This window comes from Pseudomonas fjordensis (genome assembly GCF_976987115.1).
In genome coordinates this window covers 6491317-6513709 of the sequence record NZ_OZ336860.1, presented here as the reverse complement: position 1 = coordinate 6513709, position 22393 = coordinate 6491317, and the positions used below count along the sequence as shown (strand labels likewise).

20 protein-coding genes are annotated in these 22393 nt (G+C 61.1%); 12 read left to right on the top strand and 8 right to left on the bottom strand.

The window, feature by feature from the left end:
• The first annotated feature begins 4 nt into the window (after positions 1–4).
• The 7 genes from pepP (at position 5) to gcvH (ending at position 8450) form a co-directional block, all read left to right on the top strand.
• Positions 5–1327, top strand: a complete 1323-nt coding sequence (gene pepP / locus ACWHXD_RS29935; protein WP_003195303.1) for a Xaa-Pro aminopeptidase — start codon at positions 5–7, stop codon at positions 1325–1327.
• Complete coding sequence (gene ubiH, locus ACWHXD_RS29930; protein ID WP_138762026.1) at positions 1324–2511, top strand: 2-octaprenyl-6-methoxyphenyl hydroxylase; 1188 nt, start codon at positions 1324–1326, stop codon at positions 2509–2511. Before pepP ends, ubiH begins: the two co-directional genes overlap by 4 nt.
• Positions 2512–2571: 60 nt before the next feature.
• Positions 2572–3789 (top strand): 2-octaprenyl-3-methyl-6-methoxy-1,4-benzoquinol hydroxylase, encoded by a 1218-nt coding sequence (locus ACWHXD_RS29925; protein WP_192901636.1) that lies wholly within the window; start codon positions 2572–2574, stop codon positions 3787–3789.
• 162 nt (positions 3790–3951) lie between these two features.
• Positions 3952–4956: an extracellular solute-binding protein gene (locus ACWHXD_RS29920; protein ID WP_138762028.1), complete on the top strand. Its 1005-nt coding sequence runs from the start codon at positions 3952–3954 to the stop codon at positions 4954–4956.
• 202 nt (positions 4957–5158) lie between these two features.
• Positions 5159–6775: an ABC transporter permease gene (locus ACWHXD_RS29915; protein WP_032894617.1), complete on the top strand. Its 1617-nt coding sequence runs from the start codon at positions 5159–5161 to the stop codon at positions 6773–6775.
• Positions 6776–6931: 156 nt separating this feature from the next.
• Positions 6932–8014, top strand: coding sequence for a glycine cleavage system aminomethyltransferase GcvT (gene gcvT / locus ACWHXD_RS29910; protein WP_003195295.1), 1083 nt, complete (start codon positions 6932–6934; stop codon positions 8012–8014).
• Between the two features lie 52 nt (positions 8015–8066).
• Positions 8067–8450 carry a glycine cleavage system protein GcvH gene (gene gcvH / locus ACWHXD_RS29905; RefSeq protein WP_032894619.1) on the top strand — a complete coding sequence of 128 codons (384 nt, stop codon included), beginning with the start codon at positions 8067–8069 and terminating at the stop codon, positions 8448–8450.
• Positions 8451–8580: 130 nt separating this feature from the next.
• Here the strand turns inward: gcvH and ACWHXD_RS29900 are convergent, their stop codons facing one another.
• The 6 genes from ACWHXD_RS29900 to ACWHXD_RS29875 form a co-directional block, all read right to left on the bottom strand.
• The gene (locus ACWHXD_RS29900) at positions 8581–9723 is read right to left on the bottom strand and encodes a DegT/DnrJ/EryC1/StrS family aminotransferase (RefSeq protein ID WP_138762029.1); all 1143 of its coding nucleotides are present in this window, start codon (positions 9721–9723) and stop codon (positions 8581–8583) included.
• Between the two features lie 164 nt (positions 9724–9887).
• Positions 9888–10202 (bottom strand): DUF2388 domain-containing protein, encoded by a 315-nt coding sequence (locus ACWHXD_RS29895; RefSeq protein ID WP_003176799.1) that lies wholly within the window; start codon positions 10200–10202, stop codon positions 9888–9890.
• A gap of 68 nt (positions 10203–10270) precedes the next feature.
• Positions 10271–10717 (bottom strand): NfeD family protein, encoded by a 447-nt coding sequence (locus ACWHXD_RS29890; protein ID WP_138762030.1) that lies wholly within the window; start codon positions 10715–10717, stop codon positions 10271–10273.
• Positions 10718–10727: 10 nt separating this feature from the next.
• The gene (locus ACWHXD_RS29885; RefSeq protein ID WP_003195285.1) at positions 10728–11648 is read right to left on the bottom strand and encodes an SPFH domain-containing protein; all 921 of its coding nucleotides are present in this window, start codon (positions 11646–11648) and stop codon (positions 10728–10730) included.
• A 76-nt stretch (positions 11649–11724) separates the two neighbouring features.
• Positions 11725–13419: a GspE/PulE family protein gene (locus tag ACWHXD_RS29880; RefSeq protein WP_138762031.1), complete on the bottom strand. Its 1695-nt coding sequence runs from the start codon at positions 13417–13419 to the stop codon at positions 11725–11727.
• Between the two features lie 82 nt (positions 13420–13501).
• The gene (locus ACWHXD_RS29875) at positions 13502–13840 is read right to left on the bottom strand and encodes an ACT-like domain-containing protein (RefSeq protein WP_032894623.1); all 339 of its coding nucleotides are present in this window, start codon (positions 13838–13840) and stop codon (positions 13502–13504) included.
• A gap of 127 nt (positions 13841–13967) precedes the next feature.
• On the opposite strand from ACWHXD_RS29875, the gene ACWHXD_RS29870 reads away from it, so the two are divergent.
• Positions 13968–14441: an Lrp/AsnC family transcriptional regulator gene (locus ACWHXD_RS29870; protein ID WP_138762032.1), complete on the top strand. Its 474-nt coding sequence runs from the start codon at positions 13968–13970 to the stop codon at positions 14439–14441.
• Positions 14442–14547: 106 nt separating this feature from the next.
• Here the strand turns inward: ACWHXD_RS29870 and ACWHXD_RS29865 are convergent, their stop codons facing one another.
• On the bottom strand, positions 14548–15915 hold the full coding sequence (locus ACWHXD_RS29865) for a CYTH domain-containing protein (RefSeq protein WP_020301821.1): 1368 nt from the start codon (positions 15913–15915) through the stop codon (positions 14548–14550).
• Between the two features lie 158 nt (positions 15916–16073).
• Between ACWHXD_RS29865 and argE the strand changes: the two genes are divergently transcribed.
• Positions 16074–17222: an acetylornithine deacetylase gene (gene argE, locus ACWHXD_RS29860; protein ID WP_032894625.1), complete on the top strand. Its 1149-nt coding sequence runs from the start codon at positions 16074–16076 to the stop codon at positions 17220–17222.
• Positions 17223–17355: 133 nt separating this feature from the next.
• Positions 17356–18654 (top strand): amino-acid N-acetyltransferase, encoded by a 1299-nt coding sequence (gene argA, locus ACWHXD_RS29855; RefSeq protein ID WP_003195273.1) that lies wholly within the window; start codon positions 17356–17358, stop codon positions 18652–18654.
• Positions 18655–18767: 113 nt separating this feature from the next.
• Here argA and tauA read toward each other — a convergent pair whose 3' ends face one another.
• Positions 18768–19754 (bottom strand): taurine ABC transporter substrate-binding protein, encoded by a 987-nt coding sequence (gene tauA / locus ACWHXD_RS29850; protein ID WP_186932428.1) that lies wholly within the window; start codon positions 19752–19754, stop codon positions 18768–18770.
• Between the two features lie 370 nt (positions 19755–20124).
• Between tauA and ACWHXD_RS29845 the strand changes: the two genes are divergently transcribed.
• Positions 20125–21465 carry an OprD family porin gene (locus ACWHXD_RS29845; RefSeq protein ID WP_032894627.1) on the top strand — a complete coding sequence of 447 codons (1341 nt, stop codon included), beginning with the start codon at positions 20125–20127 and terminating at the stop codon, positions 21463–21465.
• Positions 21466–21740: 275 nt separating this feature from the next.
• Entirely contained in the window at positions 21741–22379 is a 639-nt protein-coding gene (locus tag ACWHXD_RS29840) for a peroxiredoxin (RefSeq protein ID WP_032894628.1), read from the top strand.
• Positions 22380–22393: the final 14 nt, after the last annotated feature.

The window sequence follows — 22393 nt, the reverse complement described above, 5'->3', positions numbered from 1 at the left end:
GCCCATGATCCATATCCCCAAAGCGGAATACACCCGGCGTCGCAAGGCGCTCATGGCGCAGATGGAACCCAACAGCATCGCGATCCTGCCGGCCGCCGCCGTGGCCATCCGCAACCGCGATGTCGAGCATGTCTACCGCCAGGACAGCGACTTCCAGTACCTGAGCGGTTTCCCCGAGCCCGAAGCGGTGATCGTGCTGATGCCCGGTCGCCAGCACGGCGAGTACGTGCTGTTCTGCCGCGAGCGCAATGCCGAGCGCGAGTTGTGGGACGGCCTGCGTGCCGGCACCGAGGGCGCGATCCGCGACTTTGGCGCGGACGACGCATTCCCCATTACCGATATTGACGACATCCTGCCCGGCCTGATCGAAGGTCGCGACCGCGTGTACTCGGCCATGGGCAGCAATGCCGAGTTCGACCGGCATGTGATGGAGTGGATCAACGTGATCCGTTCCAAAGCGCACCTGGGCGCCCAGCCGCCGAACGAATTCGTTGCCCTGGATCATTTGCTTCACGATATGCGCCTGTATAAATCGGCGGCAGAAGTGAGGGTGATGCGCGAGGCGGCGCGAATTTCCTGTGCGGCCCATGTGCGGGCGATGCAGGCCAGCCGTGCCGGTTTGCATGAGTTCAGCCTGGAAGCCGAGCTGGATTACGAGTTTCGCAAAGGCGGCGCGAAGATGCCGGCCTATGGCTCCATCGTCGCCGCCGGGCGCAACAGCTGCATCCTGCATTACCAGCAGAATGACGCGGTGCTCAAGGACGGCGACCTGGTGCTGATCGACGCCGGATGCGAGATCGACTGCTACGCCAGCGACATCACCCGTACCTGGCCGGTCAATGGCAAGTTTTCGCCCGAGCAGAAGGCGATCTACGAGATTGTGCTGGCCTCCCAGGAAGCCGCCTTCAAGCAGATCGCGCCGAACAAACATTGGAACCAGGCCCACGAGGCGACCGTGCAGGTCATCACCGCCGGCCTGGTGAAGCTGGGGTTGTTGCAAGGTGACGTTGACGAGTTGATCGCCAGCGAAGCCTACCGCGCCTTCTACATGCACCGTGCCGGCCACTGGCTGGGTATGGATGTGCATGATGTGGGCGAGTACAAAGTGGGCGGTGAATGGCGCGTGCTGGAAGTGGGCATGGCCTTGACCGTGGAGCCGGGCATCTATATTTCCCCGGACAACCAGAACGTGGCAAAGAAATGGCGCGGCATTGGCGTGCGCATCGAGGACGACGTGGTAGTGACCAAGCAAGGCTGTGAAATCCTGACCGGCGGGGTGCCCAAGACCGTTGCCGAGATCGAAGCGTTGATGGCGGCTGCCCGATGAGCCGGGTTCACCTGGCGATTATCGGCGGCGGCCTGGTGGGCGCCAGCCTGGCTCTGGCATTGCAAGCGGGGGCCAAGGCGCGGGGCTGGAAGATCGTGCTGATCGAACCCTTTGCACCGGGCGACAGCTACCAGCCGAGCTACGATGCGCGCTCTTCTGCGCTGTCGTTTGGCGCACGCCAGATTTACCAGCGGCTGGGCCTGTGGCAAGCCATTTCCCGGCGCGCCGAGCCGATCAAGCAGATCCACGTGTCAGACCGTGGGCGTTTCTCCACCGCGCGCTTGTCCGCGATGGAGGAGGGCGTGCCGGCCCTGGGTTATGTGGTGGAAAACGCCTGGCTCGGCCAATGCCTGTGGCAAGGCTTGGAAAAGGAGGTGGTGAGCTGGCGCTGCCCGGCAGAAGTCACGCGCATGGAGCCGCTGCCCGATGGCTATCGCCTGACCCTCAACGATGAAACCGTGCTGGAATGCGACCTGGCGGTACTGGCCGATGGCGGCCGCTCCGGCTTGCGTGAGCAATTGGGCATTGGCGTGAAAACCCGGCCCTACAACCAGAGCGCGCTGATCGCCAACATCACCCCGAGCGAAGCCCACAATGGCGAGGCGTTCGAGCGCTTTACCGATGAAGGCCCCATGGCCTTGCTGCCGCTGCCGGACAACCGTTGCGCGCTGGTCTGGACCCGCATCGGCATGGACGCCCAGCGCCTGGCCAGCCTCGACGAGCGTAGCTTCCTGAGCGAATTGCAGGGCGTGTTCGGGTATCGCCTGGGCACCCTCAAGCAAGTGGGCGCGCGTCACCTGTACCCGTTGACCCTGGTGGAAGCCGAGGAACAAGTGCGCTCGCACCTGGCGGTCCTCGGCAATGCCGCCCACAGCCTGCACCCGATTGCCGGGCAGGGGTTCAACCTGTCCCTGCGCGATGCCAATGCCTTGGCCGAAGCCCTGTTGGCCGGGCCGGCGGTGCCGGGTGACTTGGCGACGTTGCAAGGCTATCGCGAGCGTCAGCGCCTGGACCAGCAACTCACCGTAGGCTTCTCCGACCAGGTCACGCGCCTGTTCGGCAGTGCTCAGCCATTGGTGGCGCTGGGCCGCAATATGGGCTTGCTCGGCCTCGACCTGTTGCCCCCGGCCAAACGCTGGTTCGCCCGCCAGGCCATGGGCCTGGGTACGCGTTCCGATGTTTGAAGCGGACCACACCTTTACTTGCGGCCTGTGCCGCACACGAGACAAGGCTTGAATATGGACATGCGCGCAGATGTGCTGATTGTCGGGGCCGGAATGGTCGGAAGCGCCCTGGCGCTGGCGTTGCAGGGCAGTGGCCTGCAGGTGTTGCTGCTCGACGGCAGCCCATTGAGCGTCAAGCCGTTTGAGCCGGCTGCGGCGTTTGAACCGCGGGTGAGCGCATTGTCGGCGGCCAGCCAGCGCATTCTTGAGCGCCTGGGCGTGTGGGACGGCATCGTCTCGCGGCGTGCCAGCCCCTATGGCGAAATGCAGGTATGGGACGGCAGCGGCACCGGGCAGATCCACTTCTCGGCGGCCAGTGTGCATGCCGAGGTGCTTGGGCATATCGTCGAAAACCGCGTGGTGCAGGATGCCTTGCTCGATCGCCTGCATGACTGCGACCTTGGCCTGTTGGCCAATGCGCGCCTGGAACAGATGCGCCGCTCTGGCGATGACTGGTTGCTGACCCTGGCCGACGGCCGCAAGCTGCGTGCACCGCTGGTGGTGGCCGCCGACGGTGCCAACTCCGCCGTACGCCGCCTGACCGGTACACCTACCCGCGAATGGGATTACCTGCATAACGCCATCGTCACCAGCGTGCGCAGCAGCCAGCCGCACCAGCGCACCGCGTGGCAACGCTTCACCGACACCGGCCCGCTGGCGTTCCTGCCGCTGGTACGCGATGGGCAGGAAGACTGGTGCTCGATTGTCTGGTCGACCACGCCTGCTGAGTCCGAGCGCCTGATGGCGCTGGATGATGAACGCTTCTGTCGCGAACTGGAACGTGCCTTCGAAGGGCGCCTGGGCACCGTGGTCAGTGCCGACCCGCGTGTGTGCGTACCGTTGCGCCAGCGCCATGCCAAACGCTATGTGGCCGAAGGCTTGGCGTTGATCGGCGACGCCGCCCACGTCATCCACCCGTTGGCGGGGCAGGGCGTCAACCTGGGCTTCCTCGATGCGGCCGTGCTGGCCGAAGTGCTGCTGGCAGCGAACGAGCGCGGCGAGCGCCTGGCCGATGTGAAAGTGCTGAGCCGTTATGAGCGACGTCGCATGCCCCACAACCTGGCGCTGATGGCGGCAATGGAAGGTTTTGAGCGCTTGTTCCAGGCCGATCAACTGCCGCTGCGCTGGTTGCGCAACGCGGGTTTGAAAATCGTCGACCAGATGCCCGAAGCCAAGGCAGTGTTCGTGCGCCAGGCACTGGGTTTGACCGGCGATCTCCCCGAACTCGCTAAACCCTGACCTGACAATACAACCCTCTGTGGGAGCCGGGCTTGCCCGCGATGAGGCCGTCAGCGCCAGCGCATATTCTGGCTGTGCAACATCTGGTAACGCCTCCACCAAGCGTTACCAAATGTGAGTCCTTATCATTTGCCCTCCATTTGCAAATGAGAGACCGCACCCATGTTGGCACCCAAGCGCCTCCTGACTGCCCTGGCACTCACCCTGATCGGCAGCACCACCGTGCAGGCGGCCGACGAAGTCGTGGTCTACTCCTCGCGTATCGACGAGCTGATCAAGCCCGTATTCGACGCCTACACCAAAAAGACCGGCGTGCAGGTCAAGTTCATCACCGACAAGGAAGCCCCGCTGATGCAGCGCATCAAGGCCGAGGGCGAGAACGCCACTGCCGACCTGCTGCTGACCGTTGACGCCGGCAACCTCTGGCAGGCCGAACAGATGGGCATCCTGCAACCCTTCACCTCCCCTGTCATCGACAAGAACATTCCTTTGCAATATCGCTCATCGGCCCACGCCTGGACCGGTTTGAGCTTGCGTGCGCGGACGATCGCCTATTCCACCGACCGGGTAAAACCGGGCGATCTGACCACCTACGAAGCTCTGGCCGACAAGCAGTGGGAAGGCCGCCTGTGCCTGCGCACGGCGAAAAAAGTCTACAACCAGTCGCTGACCGCCACCTTGATCGAAACCCATGGCGCGGCCAAGACTGAAGAAATCATCAAGGGTTGGGTGAATAACCTCTCCACCGACGTGTTCTCCGATGACATCGCCGTGCTGGAGGCCATCAACGCCGGGCAGTGCGACGTGGGTATCGTCAACACCTATTACTACGGTCGCCTGCACAAGCAGAAGCCAGACCTGGCCGTGAAGTTGTTCTGGCCGAACCAGGGCGATCGCGGTGTGCATGTGAACCTCTCCGGCATCGGCCTGACCCAGCACGCACCGCACCCGGAAGCGGCCAAGGCGCTGGTGGAGTGGATGACCACGCCTGATGCACAGAAGATCTTCGCCGACGTCAACCAGGAGTTCCCGGCCAACCCGGCGGTACCGCCATCGGCGGAAGTGGCGACCTGGGGCAAGTTCGTGGCCGATACCTTGCCGGTGGAAGTGGCAGGCAAGCGCCAGGCCGAAGCGATTCGCCTGATGGATCGCGCTGGCTGGAACTGAGTACAATTTGTAGGGGCAAGCCCTAATACCTGTAGGAGCGAGCTTGCTCGCGAAAAACTCACAGATACCGCGTTTATTCAGGAAGCACGCGGTATCGTTGACGTTTTTCGCGAGCAAGCTCGCTCCTACAGGCATCAGGGTCTTCCCCTCCCACACTGTTTTTTGTCTGCCTTCAGATAGCCTGTTTACAGAGAGTTTGCTCTTGGCCCACCCCGCCCAACGTCGCTGGTACCTGCCGGTCTTCAGCGTCGCCGCCCTGGTGCTGTTGCCGCTGAGCGTGCTGCTGCTGTCCTGGCAAAGCATCGACCCCCAGATATGGGCGCACCTCTGGGACACCCAGATGCCCCGCTTGCTGGGCAACACCTTGACCCTGGTGCTCGGTGTCGGCCTGGGCGTGACGCTGCTGGGCGTCAGCCTGGCCTGGCTGACCAGCCTGTGCGAGTTCCCCGGGCGGCGCTGGCTCGATTGGGCATTGATGTTGCCCTTTGCAATCCCTGCCTATGTGCTGGCCTTCGTGTTCGTGGGCCTGCTGGATTTTGCCGGGCCGGTGCAAACCCTGCTGCGCGAGTGGTTCGGCACCGGGCTGCGTTTGCCACGGGTGCGCTCCACCAGCGGCGTGGTCATCGTATTGGTGCTGGTGTTCTATCCCTATGTCTACCTGCTGGCGCGCAGCGCATTCCTGGCCCAGGGCAAAGGCTTGATGGAAGCGGCGCGGGTACTGGGGCAATCGCCATGGCAAGCGTTCTGGCGCGTGGCATTACCAATGGCGCGGCCAGCGATTGGTGCCGGTGTGGCCCTGGCGTTGATGGAGACGCTGGCGGATTTTGGCGCGGTCTCGGTGTTCAACTTCGACACCTTCACCACCGCTATCTATAAAACCTGGTACGGCTTTTTCAGCCTGTCCAGCGCCGCGCAACTGGCCAGCCTGCTGCTGCTGGTGGTGATGCTGGTGCTGTATGGCGAACGGCGCGCGCGCGGGGCCAGCCGACCGAGCAATGAGCGCCCGCGGGGCAAGGCGTTGTACCACTTGCGCGGGTTCAAGGCCGTGGCGGCCAGCGCCTGGTGCAGTCTGGTTTTCGCCTGTGCATTCGTGATTCCGATGCTGCAACTGGTGGCGTGGTTCTGGCAGCGTGGCCGCTTCGACCTGGATGAGCGTTACACCGGGCTGATCGTGCATACCCTCTACCTGGGCGGGATCGCAGCGCTGATCACGGTCAGCGTGGCGCTGATACTGGCCTTTGCAAATCGTCTGGCGCCGACCCGCGCGATTCGCTCCGGTATCAGCCTGGCCAATGTCGGCTATGCCTTGCCGGGCTCGGTGCTGGCGGTGTCGATCATGCTGGCGTTCAGTTACCTGGACCGCGAGCTGGTGGTGCCGGTCTCCGGCTGGTTGGGCGGGGCGGGCAAGCCTTTGCTGTTGGGCAGCCTGTCGGCACTGGTGCTGGCGTATCTGGTGCGGTTCCTGGCGGTGGCCTACGGGCCGCTGGAAAACAGCCTGGCGCGCATCCGTCCGTCATTGCCCGAAGCGGCACGCAGCCTTGGGGTGAGCGGCCCACGACTGTTTTGCAAAGTGTATCTGCCGTTATTGCTGCCGGGCGCGTTGAGCGCAGCGCTGCTGGTGTTCGTGGATGTGCTCAAGGAAATGCCGGCCACCTTGCTGATGCGCCCGTTTGGCTGGGACACCCTGGCGGTGCGGATCTTTGAAATGACCAGTGAAGGCGAATGGGCGCGGGCGTCTTTGCCGGCGCTGACCCTGGTGCTGGTCGGCTTGTTGCCGGTCATCGGGCTGATCCGCCGCTCGGCTCGGCAAATCGGTTAGGTGCCAGTCCTACGGCTTGAGGCTACAATGCGCGGCATTCGGTGCGCTCCGTCTTTCGGATCGACCTGCTGTATGTGGCTGCGGGCCTTGTAATACAAGGTGTTCGGCGCAAGTGGCAGCTCTGCGCGCCTTCGCCAAGCCCGGAAGGAGAAACCCATGGGACAGCGTACGCCTCTGTATGACCTGCATCTCGCCCTCGGCGCGAAAATGGTCGATTTTGGCGGTTGGGATATGCCTTTGCATTACGGTTCGCAAGTTGAAGAACACCATCAGGTGCGACGCGACTGCGGGGTCTTCGATGTATCTCATATGACCGTGATCGATGTCACCGGCCCCCAGGCCAAGGAATGGCTCCAGTACCTGCTGGCCAATGATGTCGACCGACTGCACGGCTGTGGCCGAGCGTTGTACAGCGCCATGCTCAACGAGCAGGGCGGGGTGGTGGATGACATGATCGTCTACCGCACCGAAACCGGTTACCGCCTGGTGGTCAACGCCGCCACGCGCGATCAGGACATGGCCTGGATGCAGGCGCAACTGGGCAGCTACTCAGTGCAACTGCATGAGCGCTCCGAGTTGGCCATGCTCGCCATCCAAGGCCCCCACGCCCGGCAGAAAATCGCCGAACTGGTGACCCAGTCCCGTGGCATCCTGATCCATCAGCTCAAACCGTTCGAAGGCCGGGCCGACGGCGACTGGTATATCGCCCGCACCGGCTATACCGGCGAAGACGGCCTCGAAATAGTGCTGCCGGCCGATCAGGCTCCGGGCTTTTTCAACGACCTGGTAGGCGCTGGCATTTCCCCCATCGGCCTCGGTGCGCGCGACACCTTGCGCCTGGAGGCCGGCATGAACCTGTATGGCCAGGATATTCACCAGGCCGTCTCGCCCCTGGCGGCCAACATGGCTTGGAGCATCGCCTGGGAACCTGTCGAGCGTAACTTCATTGGCCGCGCCGCGCTGGAAGCAGAAAAAGCAGCCGGCGTGCAGTTCAAACTGGTCGGGCTCGTCCTCGAAGAACGGGGTGTGCTGCGTGCTCATCAGGTGGTTCGTATCGCCAATGTTGGCGAAGGAGAGATCACCAGTGGTAGTTTCTCGCCTACGCTAAGCAAATCCATTGCACTGGCGCGTGTGCCGACGGCGACTGCCGACCGGGCCGAAGTGGAAATCCGCGGCAAGTGGTATCCGGTTCGAGTGGTCAAGCCGACCTTCGTGCGCCATGGCAAAACCTTGATCTAACCAATTCCGGCAGGCCAAAGGCCGCTGACATTTCATCTTGAGGACACAGACTATGAGCAATATCCCTGCCGACCTGCGTTTTGCCGAAAGTCACGAATGGGCCCGTCTGGAAGCTGACGGCACCGTGACCGTCGGGATCTCCGACCATGCACAGGAAGCTTTGGGTGATGTGGTGTTTGTTGAGTTGGCGGAAGTGGGTGCCAATTTTGAAGCGCAAGGCCAGGCGGGTGTGGTTGAGTCGGTGAAAGCAGCCTCGGATATCTACTCGCCGGTTGCCGGCGAAGTGATTGCTGTCAACGAAGAGCTGAGTGGCAGCCCTGAGCTGCTGAACTCGGACCCGTACGGCGCCTGGATCTTCAAGCTCAAGCCAAGCGACAAGGCCGACTTGGACAAGTTGCTGGATGCCGCCGGCTACAAAGCCGCCATCGGCGAATAAACCCCATAGTTGCAACGACACAAATCAATGTGGGAGCTGGCTTGCCTGCGATTGGATCACCCGGGTATCACCGATACACCGAGGTGCCAGCATCGCAGGCAAGCCAGCTCCCACAGTTGATTTGTTGTGATCAGTCTCTTTTCAATACAGCTTTAACCGCCGCAACAGCCCGCTCCACATCCGCCTCTGTCATCGCCGTGAACATCGGCAACGACACGATCAAACGCCCAACACGCTCCGCCACCGGGAACATGCCTTCCTTGAAACCCTGTGCCCGATACAGGCTCAGCAGGTGGATCGGCGGGTAGTGGTAGCCGATACCCACCCCGTGGGCCTGCATCTGCTCCATGAACGTTGCACGGGCCGGCAGGCCATCCTGGCGCTCTGGCAACACCAGTTGGAACAGATGCCAGTTGCTGTTTTCGAAGTCGGCCGGCGGCAGTTGCGCGCCGTATTGGGCTTCGAAATCGCTGCCCAAGCATTTGAAGTAGTGACGTGCCAGGTTCTGACGATGGGTGGTGATCTTCTCGATGTGTGCGAATTGCCCCAGGCCGATGGCGGCGGCAATGTCGGTCATGTTGAACTTGCCCCCCAGCACATCCACATCCAGGCCATCGAAGCCGCTGCGGGTGACGCCTTGCAGGCGGTACTTCTCGGCCAGACGGGCCTCCTCGGCATTGTTCAACACCAGGCAGCCGCCTTCGGACGACGTGATGTTCTTGTTCGCCTGGAAGCTGAAAGACACGAAGTCGCCGGTTGCGCCGATACGCTCCCCATCCCAGCTGGAACCCAGGGCCTGGGCAGCATCTTCGACAATGCGCAGGTTGTACTTGTTGGCCAGCGCATAGAGCATCGGCATATCCAGGGGCAAGCCGGCCAGGTAGACCGGGATGATCGCCTTGGTGCGCGGGGTAATGGCGGCTTCCACCTGGGCCAGGTCGATATTGCGCGTCACCGGGTCGATGTCGGCAAAGACGGGAGTGGCGCCGACTTCGAGAATCACGTTGGCCGTGGCAACCCAGGAAATTGGCGTGGTGATGACTTCATCCCCAGGCCCGATCCCGGCGATGCGCAAGGCGATCTCCATGGTGCAGGTGCCCGAGTTGAAGGTGCGCACCGGACGGCCGCCAAAATACTCCGACAACTGTGCTTCGAACGCCTGCACCTTTGGCCCGCTGGTGATCCAGCCGGAACGCAGAACATCGCCGACCGCCGCGATGGTGGCTTCATCAATGGTCGGTTTGGAAAACGGCAGGAAAGGCTGTTGGCTCATGACGAAGAAGGCATCCGTTTCAGGTAGGCGATGAAAAATACACGTGTCAGTGGGGCATGTTTGCACGCTGAGACTGAATATAGCCTGTCATCCATGAACGATTCGTCATGCCGCAGGCAAAAAAATGCCGCTTGAAAAAGCGGCATTTTTTATGAGGGCAGTTGTTACTCGGTGACAGCATTCTTCGCCAGGATGGCGTTAGCCAGTTCCATGTCCGTGGCTTGGAGGCCAGGGTTATCGGCGCGGACCTTCTGCATGGCCGCTTCCAGGTACGGGCCGCGAATGCCGCCATCGCTGGCGACGAAGCTGCCCGCGTCGTCCTGGGCGGCGACCACCAGCTTGTGGTCCTTGAACGTCAGGTAAGTCGAGCCAGTGGTGGCGCCCGACGAGATGACATTACGCCAGAAGCTATCGGCCATGGCTGAGCCGACAGGTAGGGAAAGCACAGCGAGGGTGGCGACAGCATATTTGAGACGCATGATGGGTGACTCCGGTGGGTTATCTGTACGTTTTGATTGTAGTTAACCCGATCCAGTTCCATCACTGACTAAACAGTTTCAACCTTTAAAATCACCCCATCCTGCCCAACCACGCGGACTTGAGCGCCCACGGGGGCGTCGGCACCGGTGACCATCCACACGCCATCGCCGACTTTGACCTTGCCGCGACCATCCACAATGGCTTGATGCACCACGAAAATGCGCCCCACCAACTCTGAACCGCGCTCGTTCAACCCCGGTTGATCGCTGGCCTTGGCGCTGCTGCTCTGGCGTTTCCACCAGTACACGGCGGTCAGTATCGACAACATCGCAAACAGCAGCAGTTGCCATTCCAGCCCCAGCGGTGGGAACAGGAACTTGATCACGCCCACGGCAGCGGCGGCAATGCCCATCCACAGCAGGTAGCCTCCGGCACCGAACACCTCGAGAATCAACAGTACGGTGCCCAGTGCCAACCAGTCCCAGAACGACAAATGCAGCAAAAAGTCCCACATGGTGTTGGCCTCAGCCTTTCTGGTTGCCGAAGGTTGCCTTGACGATTTCGCCGATACCGCCCACGGCACCAATCACCTGGCTGGCTTCCAGCGGCATCAAAATGACCTTGCTGTTGTTGGCCGACGCAAGCTTGCCCAGGGCGTCGATGTATTTTTGCGCGACGAAGTAGTTCACCGCCTGCACGTTGCCCGACGCAATGGCTTCGGACACCACTTGTGTTGCGCGCGCTTCGGCTTCGGCCTGGCGCTCGCGTGCCTCGGATTCCAGGAACGCAGCCTGGCGGCTACCTTCGGCTTCAAGGATTTGCGCCTGCTTTTTGCCTTCCGCTGTCAGGATCGCCGATGCCCGCAGACCCTCTGCTTCGAGGATCTGTGCACGCTTGATTCGCTCGGCTTTCATCTGGCCGGACATGGCGGCCATCAGGTCGGCGGGCGGGCTGATGTCCTTGATCTCGATACGGGTGATCTTGATGCCCCATGGCGCGGTGGCTTCATCCACGGTGCGAAGGAGTTTCTCGTTGATGCCATCACGCTGGCTCAGCATGGCGTCCAGCTCCATGGAGCCGAGTACGGTACGGATATTGGTCTGCAGCAGGTTGCGGATAGCATGTTCGAGGTTGTTGACCTCATAGGCGGCCTGGGCGGTGTTGACCACCTGGAAGAAGCACACGGCATCGATCTGCACGGTGGCATTGTCGGCAGTGATGACTTCTTGAGGCGGGATATCCAGCACGCTTTCCATCACGTTGATCTTGCGACCGATTCGGTCCATGACCGGGATGATGATATTCAGGCCGGGTTTCAAGGTGTTGGTGTAGCGGCCGAAACGCTCGACGGTCCATTGGTAGCCCTGGGGCACCACTTTGAACCCCATGAACAGGATGGCGATGGCCAAGCCCACGAAAAGAAGCAGTACGGTTCCGATCTGCATAGCGATTCCCTATCTGAAGGTGTCAGTAAACGACATTAGGCCGATTGTAACGGTCTGGTCACGGATAAAGACGGTTTCATGGCCCAACAAACAAAGGATTTGTTTCTGAATCCCCTGGCGTGACCCGTAATACCTCCGTCATCGTGGTCAGCCCGGCCTTCACTTTCTCGATGCCGGCCATGCGCAGGCTGCTCATGCCCTGCGCCAGTGCCCCACGGCGCAGGGCTTGCACGTCCGCTCCCGGGGTGACCAGCGCCTGGAGGGCTGGGTCCATGAGCATGATTTCATACAGCCCAGCCCGGCCTTGATAACCGCTGTCACGGCATTGCGCACAGCCGACAGCATCAAAGCCGCCAGCGTCCTCCTGGCCCACGGGGCGCTTGCAGTGGCTGCACAGAACCCGCACCAGGCGCTGCGCCATCACGCCTATGAGCGTGGCTTTGATCAAATAGTGAGCAATGCCCAGCTCCTGCAGGCGGCTGATGGCGCTGGGCGCGTCGTTGGTGTGCAAGGTCGAGAGCACCAGATGCCCGGTCAGTGCGGCCTGGATAGCCATCTCTGCGGTTTCCTGGTCGCGGATTTCGCCGATCATGATGATGTCCGGGTCTTGGCGCAGCAGGGCGCGGATGCCGCTGGCGAACGTGAGGTCGATGTTGTGCTGGACCTGCATCTGGTTGAAGGCCGGCTCGACCATTTCAATCGGGTCTTCCACCGTGCACAGGTTGACCTCCCGGGTCGCCAGTTGCCTGAGGGTGGTGTAGAGGGTGCTGGTCTTGCCTGAGCCGGTGGGGCCGGTGACCAGGATGATGCCGTGAGTGCGTCGCGTCATGGCGTGCCAGCGTTGCTGGTCGGCGTTGGACAAACCCAACTGGTCAAAATCCTTGAGCAGCACCTGCGGGTCAAAAATTCGCATCACCAGCTTTTCGCCGAATGCCGTGGGCAGGGTCGAAAGCCGCAATTCCACCTCGATACCCGCAGGGTTTCGGGTCTTGACGCGGCCATCCTGGGGTTTGCGTTTCTCGGCCACGTTCATGCGCCCCAGGCTTTTGAGGCGGCTGACCACGGCCATGGTGACCTGCGGCGGAAGTTGATAGACGTCATGCAGCAGCCCATCAATGCGAAAGCGCACCCGGCCCTGGTCGCGGCCGGGCTCAATATGGATATCGCTGGCCCGTTGGCCAAAGGCGTATTGCAGCAGCCAGTCGACGATGTTGACGATATGCGCGTCGTTGGCATCCGGCTCCTTGTCACTGGCGCCGAGGCTGAGCAAGTCGACATTGCCAGGCACCGTCATCTTTTGATCCGCACCGCTGACGGACTTGGCCAAGCGGTAAAACTCGTTGATACAGCGCTGGATATCCCGGGGGTTGGCAACCACGCGCTTGATTGTGCGTTTGAGTACCTGGCACAGCCCGGCTTCCCAGGTGGTGATATGGGGTTGGGCACTGGCGACCGTCACGCTGTGGGCATCCACGGCGACTGCAAGAATGCCGTGGCGCTGGGCAAAGGCGTGGGACATCAAGGGCACCACGGCCGCCACGTCGATCTTCAACGGGTCGATGCGCAGGTAAGGCTGGCCGACCTGGCGGGCCAGCCATTGGGTCAAGGTCTCCAGGCAAGGGCCCTGGGCTGCGATGCATTCCAGGGGATGCTGGCTGCCGGACGCTGGCGCAACCTTTTGCGCCACCTGCGCCGTGATCAGCCCTTGCTCGACCAACGCCGGCAACAATTGCTGCAGTTCCAAGGGGTGATCGTGAGCGGCGACGGACATGCAGGTTTTCCTGGGCGGCTTGGGGTGTAATCCCAGGCTAGCCAACCGCTGAAGATCTGGCGCGCGCGTGTATTGCAGGTTTTTACTGCGCCATCGCCGCCAGCGCTTGGGGCCGCTCGGAATCAGCCGACCACAGCTCCAGGGTGCAGACGCTGATCAGGTTTCGAATCTTTTCACCGATCACCTGGGCGCGGTGCCAGCTCAGGCCGGTCATCACGATATCGATGCTCAGCAGGTCGGCTTCCCGGTTCACGCTGACCTGGGTGGGCGTGAGCAATTGCAGCGCGAAGTAGTTGAGCACCCGGCACAGCACGTCCGGTTCGGCCTCGGCGACGATGTGATAGTGCGCCTGGCAGTGGCTGCTATTGGCCGCCCACGCATCGACGCGGGTGGCAGGGTAGGCGGTTTCGACGGCGTGCATGCTGACTCTCCAAATTCGACTGGAGGAATTTTTACATTCGCCTCGGGAGATTTCTTATCTAAGATGAGCCTGTTTGGCGATAAATCGACTCAATCAATTCAAGATCAGCCTATTAACAGGTACGTTTATGCACAGTGAGTTGGACGCCTACGACCGCCGCATCCTGGCCTTGCTGCAAGAGGATGCCTCGCTCTCCAGCGCACAGATTGCCGAGCAGGTCGGCCTGTCGCAGTCGCCGTGCTGGCGGCGCATTCAGCGGCTCAAGGAAGAGGGCGTGATCCGCGGCCAGGTCACGCTGCTGGACCGCAAGAAAATCGGGCTCAACACGCAGATTTTCGCCGAGGTCAAACTCAACGCTCACGGTCGCTCCAATTTCACCGAGTTCACCGAGGCGATTCGCGGGTTTCCGGAAGTGTTGGAGTGTTATGTGCTGATGGGGGCGGTGGATTTTCTGCTACGTATCGTCACCTCGGATATCGAGGCGTATGAGCGGTTTTTCTTCGAGAAGTTGTCGATGGTGCCGGGGATTCAGGAGGTCAACTCGATTGTGGCGCTGTCGGAGATCAAGTCCACCACCAGCCTGCCATTATTGCGCTTGTAGGAGCGAGCTTGCTCGCGAAGATCGTTAACGATAACGCGGGAAGCCTGGCTCCCCACATCGTTCTCGGGTTTTTCGCGAGCAAGCTCGCTCCTACAGGTAGAGGGACTTACAGGCGCAGAAGTGTCTTCCAGGCACGATTCTGATACACCGCAATCGCCTGGTGCATACGCGCATCCAGGGATTCATCGGTAATCGGCTGGTTGGCCAGGTGCGCCAGCTTGTTCAGCTCGCCGTACAAGCGGTCCAGTTCAGGAATGTCCACCACGTGGCGTGCATGGTGCAGCCAGGCCTGGATGCGTTCGATGCGCGGCAGTTGCTCGGCAAGATCTTCCGGCTGCTGCTGGTAGCGCTGCAGTTGCAGGGCGACGGCGTCGTCGGCCAACAGGCGTGGCAGCCAGTTGGTGATTTGCGCAGCGCCCTGGCGGTTGCCACGCACGTTACGCTCGGCCGTCCAGGTACGGGCCAGCAGCCAGCGCGAGAGATTGAGTGAGAACAGGCCCCAGCGCACGTCTTGCAGCTCTTCGATGAACTGTTCCGGCGCGGCTTTGCGAATGTCTTCATCGTCGTCACCGGCCTGGACCAGCGGGCGCCAGTCTTCCAGCAACGCATCCAGGGCGCTGCGCAGCTCGCTGGTGGATTGGCGCGGCGCGGCCTGACCGAGGCTGCCGATCAGGGCGCGCAATTCACCGAGGTTCTCGACCCAGTCTTGCAGCAGGCGCCAGTGGCCGTTGAAGCGGTACTGCTCGGCGAGGCGCTGGCTGCTGCCCAGCAGGTGCCACAAGATCGCGGCGAAGGCATCGTCCAATGGCATTTCGGCGTGGATCTGTGGCGCCGGCAGGCTCAGGGAGTAGCTGCTGGCGTCATACAGGCGGTAGCCGCGTTCGGCCTTGCTGATGTCGCACGGCATCAGGGCCAGGGTCGCGGCCAGCTCGGCGGCCAACTCCAGCAGGGCTGCCGGTTCGCCTTCGCGCAGTTCCAGTTCCAGCTCGCAGATTTCTTCTTTCTGCTTGCCGACCACCACGTGGCCCAGGTCCAGGGCGGCTTCGATCACCACCTTGGCCTTGCCGCGGCCCCAGGCGATTTCGGCGCGTTCACGCACGAAGTCGGTGGTGAAGATCGGCTTGAGGGTCTTTTTGTCCAGCTCGGCCAGTTGCTCGGGCCAGCACTCGCCATCGAGTTTCTTCACATCGAGCTTGGCTTTGGGCAGGTCCCAGTTGTATTCGTTGCGTTCCGACAAGCCGGCGACGCTTTGGCCACGGGTCTTGAGGGTCTGGATGATGTCGTCACCGTCCTTGCGCAGGCGCAGGGCAACCTTGGCCTGGGCCAGGTCGCGCTCGGGGGTGTCGAAGTACTGGTTCATCAACTCACGGCGTTCCCAGCCACTCTTGTTGCGTTTTTTCAGTAACGGGTGCTCACGCAGCGCGGCGAGTGTTTCGCGGCTGACGCGTAGCTTGATTTCGGTTTCTTTCTGCATGGCCGGAAAATCCAGGATCGGGAGCGCAGCCGGGGAAAAGTGTGGCTGCCAAGGTCGTGCAGTGTACAGGACTGAGCCCGGCAACGCGCCGCAACGGTTTATTGTGTTGCGCAGATGCCTCTATAGTGAGGTTCATCCGGGAAGTTGGGAGACCGCGCATGCCGTTACCGTCCATGAAAGAGCAGTTCGCCGCCTTGATCGCCGCACCGTCGGTGAGTTGCACCCAGGCGTCTCTCGACCAGAGCAACCGCCCGGTGATCGACCTGCTCGCCGCTTGGCTGGGCGACCTGGGCTTTGCCATCGATATCCAACACGTCAGCCCTGGTAAGTTCAACCTGTTGGCCAGCTTCGGCAGCGGCCCCGGTGGCCTGGTACTGGCGGGGCATAGCGATACCGTGCCGTATGACGCGGCGCTGTGGAAAACCGACCCGCTCAAGCTGACGGAAGTCGATGGCCGCTGGGTAGGGCTGGGCAGTTGTGACATGAAGGGTTTCTTCGCCTTGGTCATCGAAGCGGTGTTGCCGCTGCTTGACCAACCCTTCAAGCAACCGCTGTTGATCCTCGCCACCTGTGACGAGGAAAGCTCCATGTCCGGTGCCCGTGCGCTGGCCGAGGCGGGGCGCCCGCTGGGTCGTGCGGCAGTGATCGGCGAGCCGACCGGGCTCAAGCCAATCCGCCTGCACAAAGGCGTGATGATGGAGCGCATCGACATCCTCGGGCGCAGCGGCCACTCGTCGGACCCAAGCCTGGGCCACAGCGCCCTGGAAGCCATGCATGACGCCATCGGCGAACTGCGGGGCCTGCGCCTGGCGTGGCAGCGCGAGTACCGCAACGCACAATTCAGCGTGCCGCAGCCAACGATGAACTTCGGCTGCATTCACGGCGGCGACAACCCCAACCGCATCTGCGGCCAATGCTCCCTGGAATTCGACCTGCGACCTCTGCCGGGGATGGACCCCGAGGTACTGCGCGCAGCCATCCGCCAGAAGCTCGAGCCCGTGGCCGAGCGTCATAAGGTCAAGATCGACTACGCGCCGTTGTTCCCCGCAGTGCCACCCTTTGAGCAGCCCGAAGACGCCGAGCTGGTGCGGGTGGCGGAACGTTTGACCGGTCATCGTGCCGAAGCAGTAGCGTTCGGCACCGAAGCGCCTTATCTTCAGCGCCTCGGTTGCGAAACCCTGGTGCTCGGGCCTGGCGACATTGCCTGCGCTCACCAGCCGGGCGAATACCTTGAAATGTCACGCTTGACGCCTACAGTGCGTCTATTGCGGGAACTGATCGAACACTACTGCCTGAAACCTGCATAAATTTACCCCTGCCCATTCGTACATAAGGAGAGTGAGCGTGTCGCCAAGCCTGTTCCGACGATAACCATCAGCCGCTGTGCGCTTTCACGATTGATCCTTTATTTGGCTGCTTTTTATTACAGGCCCAGGTGTTATGCCCGAATACGTCAACTGGCTTCGTCACGCTTCGCCCTACATCAACGCCCACCGCGACTGCACCTTTGTGGTCATGCTGCCCGGCGATGGTGTGGACCACCCCAACTTCGGCAATATCGTCCACGACCTGGTGCTGCTCCACAGCCTGGGTGTGCGCCTGGTGCTGGTGCACGGCTCGCGCCCGCAAATCGAAACCCGCCTTGAAGCACGCGGCCTTACCCCGGCTTACCACGAAGGCTTGCGCATCACCGATGCCGCGACGCTGGAGTGTGTGATCGACGCGGTGGGCCATCTGCGCATCGCCATCGAGGCGCGCTTGTCCATGGACATGGCGTCCTCGCCGATGCAGGGCTCGCGCCTGCGTGTGGCCAGCGGCAACCTGGTTACCGCACGGCCAATCGGCGTGCTTGAAGGCGTGGACTACCACCACACCGGCGAAGTGCGCCGGGTCGACCGCAAGGGCATCAACCGCCTGTTGGACGAACGCTCCATCGTGCTGCTGTCGCCCCTGGGTTATTCGCCTACCGGCGAGATCTTCAACCTGGCCTGCGAAGACGTCGCCACCCGCGCCGCCATCGACCTGGGTGCCGACAAGTTGCTGTTGTTCGGCGCCGATCCTGGTCTGATCGATGAGAACGGCCGCCTGGTGCGTGAATTGCGCCCACAACAAGTGCCTGCGCACTTGCAACGCTTGGGCAGCAACTATCAAGCCGAACTGCTCGATGCTGCTGCCGAAGCCTGCCGGGGTGGAGTAGGGCGCAGCCACATCGTCAGTTACGCCGAAGATGGCGCCTTGCTCACCGAGCTGTTTACCCGCGACGGCGGCGGTACGCTGGTGGCCCAGGAACAATTCGAACTGGTGCGCGAAGCGGCGATTGAAGACGTCGGCGGTTTGCTGGATCTGATCAGCCCGCTGGAAGAGCAGGGCATTCTGGTGCGCCGCTCGCGGGAAGTGCTGGAGCGTGAGATCGAGCAGTTCAGCGTGGTTGAGCGCGAAGGCATGATCATCGCGTGCGCAGCGCTGTATCAGATCGCGGATTCGGATGCGGGCGAGCTGGCGTGCCTGGCAGTGAACCCGGAGTACCGCCACGGCGCGCGCGGCGATGTGTTGCTTGAGCGTATCCAGACCCGGGCACGCGCCCAGGGCTTGAAAACCCTCTTTGTACTCACCACCCGTACGGCACACTGGTTTCGCGAACGCGGCTTTGTGCCGAGCAGCGTGGATCGCCTGCCTTCGGCGCGTGCGTCGCTGTACAACTATCAGCGTAATTCCAAGATCTTCGAAAAGGCTCTGTAAAAGATTACTGCTCTGTGTGGGAGCTGGCTTGCCTGCGATAGCGGCGCCTCGGTTTATCTGAAGGACCGAGTTGCTGGCATCGCAGGCAAGCCAGCTCCCACCGATGACTGTATTTATTCTGTGACGAATTTATCGGTCACATAGGCCGAATAATCCGGCAGCACCGTCTCTACCTTCCCCTGTGCCTTCAAGAACTTCGCCGTCTCCCCAATCGCCTTCGCCGTGCCGCCCTTGAGCAACGCAGCGGTTTGCTGTGACTGCGCATCCGGAAACGTTGTGCCCGCCAACAGCTCCGGAATGTCGTCGGCATTGGAACCTGTCAATTTGGCGATTTTCTGCACCGGCTCCGAATCCACCGTCCAGCTGTCTTTGTGGGCGGCATAGTCGGCAAAGGCATCCAGGGTGACCTTGGCAAATTTGGCCACGACGTCAGGATGTTTTTGCGCAAAATCCTTGCGCGCCACCCACACCTCAAATGTGGGTGCGCCCCATTGGCCCACTTGCGCCGCATCTGTGAGGGTTTTGCCGGTCTTGCGGATTTCGCCCAAAGCCGGCGACCACACGAAAGCCCCATCAATATCGCCACGTTTCCAGGCGGCGGCGATTTCGGCCGGTTGCAGGTTCACCACTTTGACTTGCTGGGTGTTCAGCCCCCAGTGTTTCAGCGCGCCGAGCAGGCTGTAATGGGAGGTCGAGACGAACGGGGTGGCGATGGTTTTGCCGATCAGGTCTTGGGGGCTGTCGATGCCACTGCCGTTGCGCACCACCAGGGCTTCAGAAGCGTTGATCTGTGCCGATACGATAAACGCCACAATCGGCAGGTTGCGCGACGCCGCCGCCGCAAGCGGGCTGGAGCCGAGATTGCCGATTTGTACATCACCCGAAGCGATGGCCGTGACCACCTCTGGCCCGCTGTTGAAGCGGCGCCAGGCGATTTTTTCGCCAATGGCTTTTTCGTAGAGGCCGTCGGCCTGGGGAACCTTGCTGGGATCGATGCCGGTCTGGTAGCCCACCGTCAGGTCGGCGGCGTTGACACCAAAAGAAAGTAATAGCGATACAAAAACTGTAACAAATTGACGGGAGGATGTGCGTTTGGCCATGATGGCGTCGCCTTTTTGATCGTGAGTGACGTATGCAACCGTACGGCCACACTAATCGATCTAAAAAAGCACCAGTAAATACCCTTTAGGAATTAGCTTATGGAGCGGCGCGTCTATCCTGACCGGCCAGCTTCACGGAAAGACTTATTCCTGGATCGTATGAAAAAGAATGAAATAATTCTTTTTGGGTGTATGAAAAACTCATTACCCTGCAGGGACCAAATCAACTGCGATTAGACGAAGGTAGTAGACACACAAGGTTACGATTGACTTGGTAGTCACTATCTGGCGCTAATCGCGCATCTGTGGATCGAGGGCGTCAGACCCGAGACCAAAGAAATACAAAAATTAGAAATGAGAGGAGCGGTACATGAAGAAGTCCACCTTGGCTGTGGCTGTAGCGTTGGGCGCAATCGCTCAGCAAGCAGGCGCTGCCGGTTTCATCGAAGACAGCAAGGCCACACTGGGCCTGCGCAACTTCTACATCAACACCGATAACCGCGAAGGCGCTGGTGCGAACAAGAACGAAGAGTGGGGCCAAGGCTTCGATCTGCGTTTCATCTCGGGTTACACCCAAGGCACCGTTGGCTTCGGTCTTGACGCAATCGGCCTGCTGGGCGTTCGCCTGGATTCGGGTGGCGGTACCAACGGCGCGACTGCCAGCTCCTACGGCGGCACCATCTTCCCGAGCAAGTCCAATGGCGAAGCCGTTGATAACTACTCGAGCCTGGGCCTGACCGCCAAGGCCAAGATCTCCCAGACCGAACTGAAGCTGGGTACCTTGCAGCCTAAGCTGCCGGTCATCGTCACCAACGATGGTCGTATGCTGCCGCAGACCTTCCAGGGTGGCCAGATCACCTCCAGCGACATCAAGGACCTGACCCTGGTTGCCGGCCAGATCGAAAAAGCCAAGGGCCGTAACTCCAGCAACAACGAAAGCCTGTCCATCTCCGGCGCCAACAGCCGTGGCGTGAACTGGCGTTCGAGCAACAAGTTCTACTACGCCGGTGGCGACTACAAGATCACCAAGGATCTGACCGCCCAGTACTACTACGGCAACCTGGAAGATTTCTACAAGCAACACTTCCTGGGTCTGACCCACAACTGGGCTATCGGCCCTGGCGTGCTGAAGTCTGACCTGCGCTACTTCAACAGCTCCGACGATGGTAACAACGGTAACCAGTCCGCTTACTTCTCGACGGGCAACTACAGCGGCGTGAACTCTGGCCGTGGCAAAGTCGACAACAACCTGTACAGCGGCCTGTTCCTGTACTCGGTGGCCGGTCACACCTTCGGTGGCGGTTACCAGGTCAGCAACGGCAGCAGCGACTTCCCTTGGCTGAACCAGGGTGACGGTTCGTCGGCTTACATCACCACCGACATGCAGATCCAGAAGTTCGCCCGTGCCGGCGAGCGTACCTGGCAAGCTCGCTACTCCTACGACTTCGCCAAAGTCGGCGTACCTGGCCTGACCGCGGGTGTGGTTTACCTCAAGGGCGACCATATCGACACCGTCGCCAGCAACCGTACCGAGTTCACCGGCCAGTCCGAGTGGGAACGTGACATCACTGTTGCCTACGTCGTACCGGAAGGTCCGCTGAAGAACGTCGGCGTGGCATGGAAAAACGCTATGTGGCGCAGCGACATCGCCAACGCGCGTAACCAGGACGAAAACCGCTTGATCGTCAGCTACTCGATCCCGCTGTTGTAAGACTGTAAAGCCTTGCCCGGCGCAATGCCGGGCAAGGTGTCTTGCTGTTCAAGTCGGGCTCAACCCCCGCAAGCCCTTCCTGAACCCCTCTTTTTTACAGCGTCTCAAGGCCTTCTCGAACCTTGTAAGCGATGTTGGCCTCAGGCCGTTCCCAAGTCCAATGAACTGATTTTTAATATTCTTTTATCGTCTAGATAAATCGATATTTATTCTTTTTAAATCACCAGAAATCCATGCACAGTGGGCTCCATAAGCACTCACCAGGAGCCATACCCATGAGCCTAAGACTGGGCGACATCGCCCCCGACTTCGAACAGGATTCCAGCGCCGGCAAGATTCGTTTCCATGAGTGGCTGGGCGACAGCTGGGGTGTGTTGTTTTCCCACCCGGCGGACTTCACGCCGGTGTGCACTACCGAACTGGGTTTCACCGCCAAACTCAAGGATGAATTCGCCAAGCGTGGGGTCAAGGCCATCGCCCTGTCGGTAGACCCGGTGGATTCGCACCACAAGTGGATCGAAGACATCAACGAGACCCAGAACACCGTGGTCAACTTCCCGATCCTGGCCGACGCCGACCGAAAGGTCTCGGACCTCTACGACCTGATCCACCCGAATGCCAGCGATACCCTCACCGTGCGCTCCTTGTTCGTGATCGACCCGAACAAGAAGATCCGCCTGACCATCACCTACCCGGCGAGCACCGGGCGTAACTTCCATGAAATTCTGCGGGTGATCGACTCGCTGCAGCTGACCGACAACCACAAGGTGGCGACGCCGGCCAACTGGCAGGATGGGGACGACGTGGTGATCGTGCCGTCGCTCAAGGACGAGGAAGAGATCAAGAAACGCTTTCCCAAGGGCTATCGCGCGGTGAAGCCGTACCTGCGCCTTACCCCGCAACCTAATCGTTAAGGCATCACGGACCA

Excerpts from the sequence above, each read along its gene's own strand:
- pepP (WP_003195303.1), top strand. The coding sequence starts at position 5 with ATGATCCATATCCCCAAAGCGGAATACACCCGGCGTCGCAAGGCGCTC.
- ubiH (WP_138762026.1), top strand. The coding sequence starts at position 1,324 with ATGAGCCGGGTTCACCTGGCGATTATCGGCGGCGGCCTGGTGGGCGCC.
- ACWHXD_RS29925 (WP_192901636.1), top strand. The coding sequence starts at position 2,572 with ATGCGCGCAGATGTGCTGATTGTCGGGGCCGGAATGGTCGGAAGCGCC.
- ACWHXD_RS29920 (WP_138762028.1), top strand. The coding sequence starts at position 3,952 with ATGTTGGCACCCAAGCGCCTCCTGACTGCCCTGGCACTCACCCTGATC.
- gcvT (WP_003195295.1), top strand. The coding sequence starts at position 6,932 with ATGGGACAGCGTACGCCTCTGTATGACCTGCATCTCGCCCTCGGCGCG.
- gcvH (WP_032894619.1), top strand. The coding sequence starts at position 8,067 with ATGAGCAATATCCCTGCCGACCTGCGTTTTGCCGAAAGTCACGAATGG.
- ACWHXD_RS29900 (WP_138762029.1), bottom strand. The coding sequence starts at position 9,723 with ATGAGCCAACAGCCTTTCCTGCCGTTTTCCAAACCGACCATTGATGAA.
- ACWHXD_RS29895 (WP_003176799.1), bottom strand. The coding sequence starts at position 10,202 with ATGCGTCTCAAATATGCTGTCGCCACCCTCGCTGTGCTTTCCCTACCT.
- ACWHXD_RS29890 (WP_138762030.1), bottom strand. The coding sequence starts at position 10,717 with ATGTGGGACTTTTTGCTGCATTTGTCGTTCTGGGACTGGTTGGCACTG.
- ACWHXD_RS29885 (WP_003195285.1), bottom strand. The coding sequence starts at position 11,648 with ATGCAGATCGGAACCGTACTGCTTCTTTTCGTGGGCTTGGCCATCGCC.
- ACWHXD_RS29880 (WP_138762031.1), bottom strand. The coding sequence starts at position 13,419 with ATGTCCGTCGCCGCTCACGATCACCCCTTGGAACTGCAGCAATTGTTG.
- ACWHXD_RS29875 (WP_032894623.1), bottom strand. The coding sequence starts at position 13,840 with ATGCACGCCGTCGAAACCGCCTACCCTGCCACCCGCGTCGATGCGTGG.
- ACWHXD_RS29870 (WP_138762032.1), top strand. The coding sequence starts at position 13,968 with ATGCACAGTGAGTTGGACGCCTACGACCGCCGCATCCTGGCCTTGCTG.
- ACWHXD_RS29865 (WP_020301821.1), bottom strand. The coding sequence starts at position 15,915 with ATGCAGAAAGAAACCGAAATCAAGCTACGCGTCAGCCGCGAAACACTC.
- argE (WP_032894625.1), top strand. The coding sequence starts at position 16,074 with ATGCCGTTACCGTCCATGAAAGAGCAGTTCGCCGCCTTGATCGCCGCA.
- argA (WP_003195273.1), top strand. The coding sequence starts at position 17,356 with ATGCCCGAATACGTCAACTGGCTTCGTCACGCTTCGCCCTACATCAAC.
- tauA (WP_186932428.1), bottom strand. The coding sequence starts at position 19,754 with ATGGCCAAACGCACATCCTCCCGTCAATTTGTTACAGTTTTTGTATCG.
- ACWHXD_RS29845 (WP_032894627.1), top strand. The coding sequence starts at position 20,125 with ATGAAGAAGTCCACCTTGGCTGTGGCTGTAGCGTTGGGCGCAATCGCT.
- ACWHXD_RS29840 (WP_032894628.1), top strand. The coding sequence starts at position 21,741 with ATGAGCCTAAGACTGGGCGACATCGCCCCCGACTTCGAACAGGATTCC.